Origin of the sequence: Pseudomonas sp. SID14000 (assembly GCF_002165135.1) — a bacterium.
In the GTDB taxonomy this organism is placed as follows: Bacteria; Pseudomonadota; Gammaproteobacteria; order Pseudomonadales; family Pseudomonadaceae; genus Aquipseudomonas.
The window spans coordinates 1-385 of sequence record NZ_NFZQ01000175.1 but is presented as its reverse complement, the minus strand read 5'-3'; the positions used below and the strand labels follow the sequence as shown (position 1 = coordinate 385).

The 385-nt window shown below is 69.9% G+C and carries 1 pseudogene; it reads left to right on the top strand.

Annotation, left to right across the window (positions count from 1 at the left end):
• Positions 1 to 385, top strand: a pseudogene (locus CAY82_RS27830) (4-hydroxy-3-methylbut-2-enyl diphosphate reductase); the annotation flags it as partial.

Below are 385 nucleotides of genomic sequence, written 5' to 3'. Positions count from 1 at the left end.
GCTGCAGGCGCGCGGCGCGATCTTCGTCGACGAGACCGACGAGGTGCCCGAGGGCGAGACGGTGATCTTCTCCGCGCACGGCGTCGCCCCGGTGGTCCACCAGGAGGCGGCCGCGCGGCAGCTGAAGACCATCGACGCGACCTGCCCGCTGGTCACCAAGGTGCACCACGAGGCGAAGCGGTTCGCCGCCGTCGACTTCGACATCCTGCTGATCGGCCACGACGGCCACGAGGAAGTCATCGGTACTGCCGGTGAGGCGCCGGAGCACGTGCACCTGGTCGACGGCCCCGGCGACGTGCCGAACGTCACCGTCCGTGACCCCGAGAAGGTCGTCTGGCTGACCCAGACCACGCTCTCGGTGGACGAGACGATGGAGACCGTACGC